Genomic DNA, 7,340 nt, shown 5'->3' with positions numbered 1-7,340 from the left:
TCCTAATCCATCAGTAACAAAACCAACTCCATTTCCTCCACTCTCAAAATCCCCATTTACAATAAGGTTTTGTGAATAAATAGTCGATGAAAATAGTGTTATCAAAATTATAAGAACTAGAGACTTATTACATTTTTGCATTATTGGAGGTATTTGTTTAATAGTAAAAAATTTGGGCTCAATTTAGTAAATTTTGTACACTTTAAAAATTATTTTATTTGAACTAAACAAAATATATCTAAAAAATTCGAAAGGCATGAGATAATGAAATAAAAACAATTAAAACGCTGTATTTCAAATAGTTAAAATATATTTATGTAATTATAAACTTCGCATAAATAAATTTTCAATTTAAAAAAACAATATTACAAAAAAAAAAACAATAAAATACTTGATTTTGAGACGATAATATTCCTGTAAACATAAATTAACATTTACAAGTGGGTTATGGAAAAGTTTATTTTATTACAATTAGAGAACACTAAACACGAATGATAAAAAAAATCATGTTTTAAAGTAGAGTAAATTAATATTTAATTAATTCAATTAATTCTTTTTCAAATCTACCTTTGGGTAAGTATTGATCCTCTAATGCTTTTGTAAAAGGAATCGGAGAATCTAAACTCGCAACACGCTTTACGGGACCATCTAAGTATTCGAAACAATCCTCCATAATCATAGCTGAAATATCACTTGCTATTCCTCCAAATAAACTATCCTCATGAAGAATAATTACTTTGTTGGTTTTCTTTACAGAAGTATAAATAGTTTCCTTGTCTAGGGGTTGTAATGTTCTTAAATCTATTACATCAGCTGATATCTCAGGATTTTTTTCTAGGGTTTCTAAAGCCCAATGCACTGCTGCGCCAAAAGCTATTATGGTGATTTGATTACCTTGTTTTAAGAGAGCTGCCTTTCCAAATGGAATGGTATAATAGTCTACAGGTACCTCTTGGGAAATACTTCTATACAATTGTTTGTGTTCAAAAAATAAAACTGGATTTGGGTCGTTTATTGCTGTAGTCAATAAACCTTTTGCATCAACTGGAAAAGCGGGATAAACTACCTTCAAACCTGGTGTTTTTGTAAACCAAGCTTCATTGGTTTGAGAATGAAATGGTCCTGCTTGAGTACCTGCTCCACAGGGCATTCTAATAACGACATCTGCTTTTTCATTCCATCGGTAATGTGTTTTTGCTACTAAATTTACAATTGGGTTGAAGCCTGTAGAGACAAAATCTGCAAATTGCATTTCAACAATAGCTTTATAACCATTAATTGACAACCCCATTCCCGCTGAAACTACAGCACTTTCACAAATTGGAGTATTGATCACTCTTTCTTTTCCAAATTCATCAACAAAACCCTCAGTTATCTTGAAAGCTCCTCCATATTCTGCAATATCTTGTCCTAAAATTACTAAGTTTTGGTGTCTTTGCATGGATTGTCTTAGCGCCTGAGAAATAGCATCAATAAATCGTATGTTCTCTATTTTTTCAGAAGGGGCATATTCTTCGAAATAATACGGTTTATAAACATCATTTAATTCATTTTCATAGTTAGCAGTAATTTCAGCTTCAGTATTAGCAATCAATAAATTATCTTCTATTTCTTTCTTAATTTCTTCTCGCCAAGATTCGTCTTGCTCTGTAGTAAGAACATTTTGCTTTATTAAATATCTTCTGTAAGTATCTACTGGATCTTTTTCTGCCCACATATCCATTAATTCTTTCGGAACATATTTGGTTCCACTCGCCTCTTCATGCCCTCTCATTCTGAAAGTTTTAAATTCAATGAGTATAGGGCGCGGATTTTTTCGTATCGAATTTACTATTTCTGTTAATTCTTCAAAAACTTCAAGAATATTATTACCATCGATGATATGACTTTCCATTCCATAGCCCACACCCTTATCTGCTAAATTCTCACAACGATATTGTTCATTTGTTGGTGTTGAAAGCCCGTAACCATTATTTTCTATTATGAATAAAACTGGCAAATCCCAAACGGCCGCTATATTCAATGCTTCGTGAAAATCGCCTTCACTTGTAGCTCCTTCACCGGTAAAAACAGCTGTAACTTTACCATTTTTTTTCAATTTATTAGCTAATGCAATTCCATCAGCAACACCTAGTTGAGGACCAAGGTGCGAAATCATTCCTATAATTTTATATTCTTGAGTTCCAAAATGGAAACTTCGATCTCTTCCTTTTGTAAAACCATTAGCTTTTCCCTGCCATTGTGAAAATAACCTGTATAATGGAATATCTCTACCTGTGAACACACCCAAATTTCTATGCATTGGTAAGATGTATTCGTCTTTGTCTAATACTGCAGTCACACCTACAGATATTGCCTCTTGACCAATTCCAGAAAACCATTTTGAAACTTTTCCTTGACGAATCAAAACGAGCATCTTCTCTTCAATAAGTCTGGGCTTAAGTAACCTTTTATATAAATCTAATAATTGATTATCAGTTAGGTTCTTTCTTTCAAAGTTCATTATATATACTGTATCGCTATTGTTAATTTTACCAAAAGTATAAAAAAATAACAGTTTGAACTTAAAATGTTTCTTTTTTTTAAGATGTTAATAAGTTTTCAAAATTGCTTTTAAAAATATTATCTACCTTTGTAATAACAAGGCTTAACAACCTTTTAGTTATTAACAATAAAATTGTAGTATGCAAAACATTCCAAGTGTAGACTTGCGTGATTTCCTTTCGGATGACCCGAAACGTAAACAAAAATTTGTAAATGAAATCGGAAAAGCATACGAAGATATTGGCTTCGTAGCATTAAAAGGTCATTTTTTAGATGACAAATTAGTTGATGAACTTTATGAAGAAGTGAAAAATTTTTTCAATCTTCCTCTTGAAGTAAAAGGAAAGTATGAAATTCCGGGTATAGGTGGACAAAGGGGTTACATTTCTTTTGGCAAAGAACATGCCAAAGGGAGATCTGCTGGAGATTTGAAAGAATTTTGGCATTTTGGTCAATATGTTTCAGAAAATTCTAAATATAAAGATGTCTATCCTGAAAACGTTCAAGTAGAAGAATTGCCTCGATTCAATGTAGTTGGAAAAGAAGCGTATCAGATGCTAGAAAAAACTGGAGTTTATGTTTTAAGAGCTTTGGCAATTTATTTAGGATTGGATGAATTTTATTTTGATAATTTTATCAAAGACGGAAATAGTATTTTACGACCTATTCATTATCCTCCAATTACTGATGAACCCAAAGATGGTGCCGTTAGAGCTGCTGCCCACGGAGATATTAATTTGATTACCCTATTAATGGGTTCACAAGGTAAAGGATTACAGGTTCAAAATCATAATGGAGACTGGATCGACGCCATTGCTGCACCTGATGAAGTAGTTATTAATGTAGGCGATATGCTCTCACGTCATACCAATAACAAATTGAAATCTACTATTCACAGAGTGGTAAATCCACCGAGAGAATTGTGGGGAACATCTCGTTTTTCAATTCCTTTTTTCATGCACCCTGTGAGTGATATGCCATTAGATTGTTTGGAAAATTGCATTGACGAAGAAAATCCAAAATTGTATGAAGCTATTTCTGCTGGTGAATTTCTTCACGAACGTCTAGTAGACTTAGGATTAATTAAGAAATAATTTATCTATTCATAAAAGCACCAAGAATCTTAATAATTGGATTCTTGGTGCTTTTTTTATGAATTAATTTTTTGATGCAATTGATTTAATAAAACCTGATACTTACTTATTTCAACCAAATCCTCATCAGTATCAGAGAAATCTAATAATTCATCCAATAACTCACTTACTTCCAGCAATTTATTATTAGCTTCCCTATTTTGCTTATTAGCAATCAAATCAATTATTTCCTGAACACTATCTTTTAAAATCGTAAACTTATTGTTTATCATACATCATAAATTTATAAAATAGTAGAATTAAATTTCCTACTAATTGCTTTTAATTTTTCTTTACGAAGAACTTCAGCCTTTTTATTTTTTTCTCGAACCTTGTGTAATTTATCGTTAAATTTTTTGATGTTTTTTTCGTTGTTTCTACTCATAAAAACTTCTTTTTTATGTCTTCTAATGATGCATTACTGTGTATCAATTCTGTAATTATTTTTTTTCTTAAATAATCCAAATCATCACAATCAAAATACTTAGCCCATGAAGACAAATTTAATAAATTCCGTATTTGCTTGATTTTTTTTGTTGTTTCAAAACTGGTTCTCAGCACTGCTTTCCGATTGTATTCTGGATTATCCTTGTGTTGATAGGTCACGATTTTTGTATCAAAATTTACTTCGAGGTAATACAACTCATCTGTACTATTATCTGGGTAAAAATCTGTCCAAAAAGCAAATCCTAATTTTACTTTAGATGCTGTTTCTGGTAATATTGGTTCTAATCGCCATTTACTATTTGCTAATCTACCCCAATGATTGGATAATCTGTACATCCCAGATTCAGTATAATAATAGCTACTCCCCGATTTACTGATAAAATCAACCTTTTTATTAGCTACTTCTTCTAAAGTCTTTTCTCTAAAAACACAAAACGTATTTTTGAAGGTGCCTGGTTTGGGTAATTCAAGAATATTCATATTCAAAATTAAGTATTTCAATTGAATTAAATAACCTTTTCAATGATGTAAGGGTTATTTATACTTAAAGAGGAACATTATTCAATAACCAATTTCTTAATTTCTATATTCGTATCTGATGAAATTTTTACTAAGTAAACTCCTGATGCCAAATTAATATTCAATTGAGTTTCTCCCTTAATTTGATTCTCATATAGTTTTGCTCCTGAAATATTATAAATTTGAATAGTACCAGTATTAGAAATACCAGAAACTGTAATATAATTTTTAGCAGGATTGGGATATATACTCATTTTTGATTTTGAGAAAGTAGAAGTTGACAAGGTTGAATACCACTTCTGCCCTACTTTAGTTCCCCAAATATAATCGGCTAAATCTGGATAATCAATAAATGGATTTCTATTCATTTGCCAAGTATAGATGTAATTATTTCTATTCATTTCAAAATCATCAGACTTGTCTAATTTATTCCAATCTAGTAATGTTGCTAAATCCCCTATCTGTCCAATAATACTCTCACTTGGATTACCATTTACCACACTTAGCCCATTATACCTAACAGCCATATAAAAAACAGCACGCGCTACATCTCCTCTCCACGTTCCAGGATTTCCAGTTGGGCCATTGTAATCAATTCCGTAATTTCTATTATTTCTTGAAGAATTTTCTTGGCCATCAGCAGCTCTAAGATGATGTGCATCAGTAAGACCAGCACCAATATCATCAGGACTAGACAAAGTCCATTTATTAATTCCTGCTGGTGGTAAATTGTATAAATCGCCATAGTTGCCTCTTGATTGAGGATAAATATGCTCTCTATTCCATTTTCCAACAATACTATTTCCAGATTGTAAATCAATTTTTGAGCGTGGTTGTTCGGTATAAATCAACCATACTTGATTGCTATTGGCAGGATTTTGATCTGCTTTATTCAATATGGTATATACATCTCCATAGGTATGTGCTCTAACCACGGAAGGATTCGCTATAATATTTTGTAAAGCCTGTTTTAAAGCAGTTCCAGATAGTCCTTCAATAGAACTATAATATCCAATTGGTGCAGTACTAGTAACATTTCCATAAGTAGGAGTTGCTGGTGTTCCAAAAGATGATACCTCAAAATTGATATCATTAACTCTTACTGTAATGTTATTATTTAGTACAATATAAGTTGATGGAATAGTTCCCACTTTAATTACCATTTCTTCATCTCCTTCATTTACGCCATCATTAAGCAATTGAATCACCGTTGAAGCGGTATCAGAACCTGATGGTATTTTGATATTTAAATTTCCTGAATAATCAGACGTAGTAAAAGATCCGTTTTTTAAAGTTATTGCAAAATTCAAATCAGATGATACAACAGCATCTGTTTTGAATGTTATTGTAATGCTTTGTCCCTCTGTCAAGGGGCTCACAGGACTAAATGATGTCGTTATACCGTTATAAATTATTCCCGAACCATCGTTATTAGCTCTTGGAGTTGGAGTTTTTACTTCAAAAGTACCATCAGTTTTTCTTTGAAAAGATTGACTCGCAGCTAAACTGTTTATATTCTCATTATAACTTACTGATATTCCTAAATCAGACATTAATTGTGTAGCTTTTGCGGTGCTATTGTTGCTGTATGCAAAAGCATCTATTAAATTATTTGTTGTTCCAACAGTATTTTTTGGGAAATCAGTAGCGTCTGCAAGATAAATAGCCACGGCATCTGGCCCATTCTCAATAGTAGCTTGAGGAATTGTATAAGATGCAGATGGAACAACCTGTAAATTACCTAATAGAATAATACCGTTCCCATCTGTAACTAATCCGTCCAAATCAATAGCATAATAGCTCAAATTAGATGTTCCTGTTGATGTCCCATTAAAGAAAACAACTGTATATCCGTCTAAAGAGAAAAAAGGTGTTGTTGATTTTAATTCTATGAATTCTTTTGTATCTGTCGATGGTGTATCTGCATCTAGTTCATTAATTACTACTTGACTGTAAGAAATAAACGAGCACAAGAAAGACCATGCGAAAAACAGGTTTTTCATCATTTTTGTAGATTTTAGTTCGACAAATGTAATGAATTAATTTATATATTGAATAAAATGCAATTTTTGAGCTTTAAAAATCAAATTTTTGTACTTTATAAAAAAAGTTTAGGAACTCTTTTTAAATAATGTACATTTGCAAAAAAAATGTGATTTATAAATTTCATCACATATTTAAATACTAAAAGACAATACGTTACCCTTTTTTATGAAAAAAATTGTTGAATACCGAAAGCTGCTGAATGTAGATAAAACTGTAGCATTAAAAGATTTAAAAACCATCTATCGAAATGCCATGAAAGAAAGTCATCCTGATAAATTTCAAGGTGATGAAGCTGGATTATTAGAAGCAGAACAAAAAAGCAAAGAAATTATTGAGGCCTACCATTTTCTTGTTAGTATAAATCCTGAGACGATTAAAAATGGTTTACCAGAATTCAATGAAACTATTGCGAGTTCAACTATTACGGATTATAAATACGAGAATATTAGATTGTCAGTAAATTTTTCTAATGGAAGTGTATATGAATTTATAAGCGTCCCAAAAGCTATATATATCAAGATGGTCAATGCTGATTCACCTAGTAGATTTGCAAAAAGACACATTTTTAATGCTTATCCTTACAGAAAAGTTAGCAATCAAGAATAAACCATATCTGTGGTTATAAAAAGAGAGAGGCTGTTTTATATAAAA

7 protein-coding genes are annotated in these 7,340 nt (G+C 31.3%); 2 read left to right on the top strand and 5 right to left on the bottom strand.

The annotated features are described in order from the left end of the window. Positions 1-526 precede the first annotated feature (526 nt). The gene (locus AC23L6_RS07755) at positions 527-2,503 is read right to left on the bottom strand and encodes an alpha-ketoacid dehydrogenase subunit alpha/beta (protein ID WP_487561245.1); all 1,977 of its coding nucleotides are present in this window, start codon (positions 2,501-2,503) and stop codon (positions 527-529) included. A 181-nt stretch (positions 2,504-2,684) separates the two neighbouring features. Here AC23L6_RS07755 and AC23L6_RS07750 point away from each other — a divergent pair, with 181 nt between their 5' ends. Next, the gene (locus tag AC23L6_RS07750) at positions 2,685-3,638 is read left to right on the top strand and encodes an isopenicillin N synthase family dioxygenase (RefSeq protein WP_487561246.1); all 954 of its coding nucleotides are present in this window, start codon (positions 2,685-2,687) and stop codon (positions 3,636-3,638) included. Between the two features lie 56 nt (positions 3,639-3,694). Here AC23L6_RS07750 and AC23L6_RS07745 read toward each other — a convergent pair whose 3' ends face one another. From AC23L6_RS07745 to AC23L6_RS07730, 4 genes are all read right to left on the bottom strand, one after another. Then, positions 3,695-3,910: a hypothetical protein gene (locus AC23L6_RS07745; RefSeq protein ID WP_487561247.1), complete on the bottom strand. Its 216-nt coding sequence runs from the start codon at positions 3,908-3,910 to the stop codon at positions 3,695-3,697. Between the two features lie 11 nt (positions 3,911-3,921). Further along, a complete protein-coding gene (locus AC23L6_RS07740; RefSeq protein ID WP_487561248.1) occupies positions 3,922-4,062 on the bottom strand; it encodes a hypothetical protein in 141 nt (46 codons plus the stop codon). Beyond that, positions 4,059-4,604: a hypothetical protein gene (locus AC23L6_RS07735; RefSeq protein WP_487561249.1), complete on the bottom strand. Its 546-nt coding sequence runs from the start codon at positions 4,602-4,604 to the stop codon at positions 4,059-4,061. Before AC23L6_RS07735 ends, AC23L6_RS07740 begins: the two co-directional genes overlap by 4 nt. Positions 4,605-4,681: 77 nt before the next feature. Next, entirely contained in the window at positions 4,682-6,649 is a 1,968-nt protein-coding gene (locus AC23L6_RS07730) for an endonuclease (protein ID WP_487561250.1), read from the bottom strand. 205 nt (positions 6,650-6,854) lie between these two features. Here AC23L6_RS07730 and AC23L6_RS07725 point away from each other — a divergent pair, with 205 nt between their 5' ends. Beyond that, entirely contained in the window at positions 6,855-7,295 is a 441-nt protein-coding gene (locus tag AC23L6_RS07725) for a KTSC domain-containing protein (RefSeq protein WP_487561251.1), read from the top strand. The last annotated feature ends 45 nt before the right edge of the window (positions 7,296-7,340 follow it).

The sequence above is a fragment of the Flavobacterium sp. R1_16 genome (assembly GCF_057652095.1).
This window is presented reverse-complemented; position numbering and strand designations above follow the sequence as displayed.

Coding starts and splice junctions, on each gene's coding strand:
- AC23L6_RS07755 (WP_487561245.1), bottom strand. CDS start 2,503: ATGAACTTTGAAAGAAAGAACCTAACTGATAATCAATTATTAGATTTA.
- AC23L6_RS07750 (WP_487561246.1), top strand. CDS start 2,685: ATGCAAAACATTCCAAGTGTAGACTTGCGTGATTTCCTTTCGGATGAC.
- AC23L6_RS07745 (WP_487561247.1), bottom strand. CDS start 3,910: ATGATAAACAATAAGTTTACGATTTTAAAAGATAGTGTTCAGGAAATA.
- AC23L6_RS07740 (WP_487561248.1), bottom strand. CDS start 4,062: ATGAGTAGAAACAACGAAAAAAACATCAAAAAATTTAACGATAAATTA.
- AC23L6_RS07735 (WP_487561249.1), bottom strand. CDS start 4,604: ATGAATATTCTTGAATTACCCAAACCAGGCACCTTCAAAAATACGTTT.
- AC23L6_RS07730 (WP_487561250.1), bottom strand. CDS start 6,649: ATGATGAAAAACCTGTTTTTCGCATGGTCTTTCTTGTGCTCGTTTATT.
- AC23L6_RS07725 (WP_487561251.1), top strand. CDS start 6,855: ATGAAAAAAATTGTTGAATACCGAAAGCTGCTGAATGTAGATAAAACT.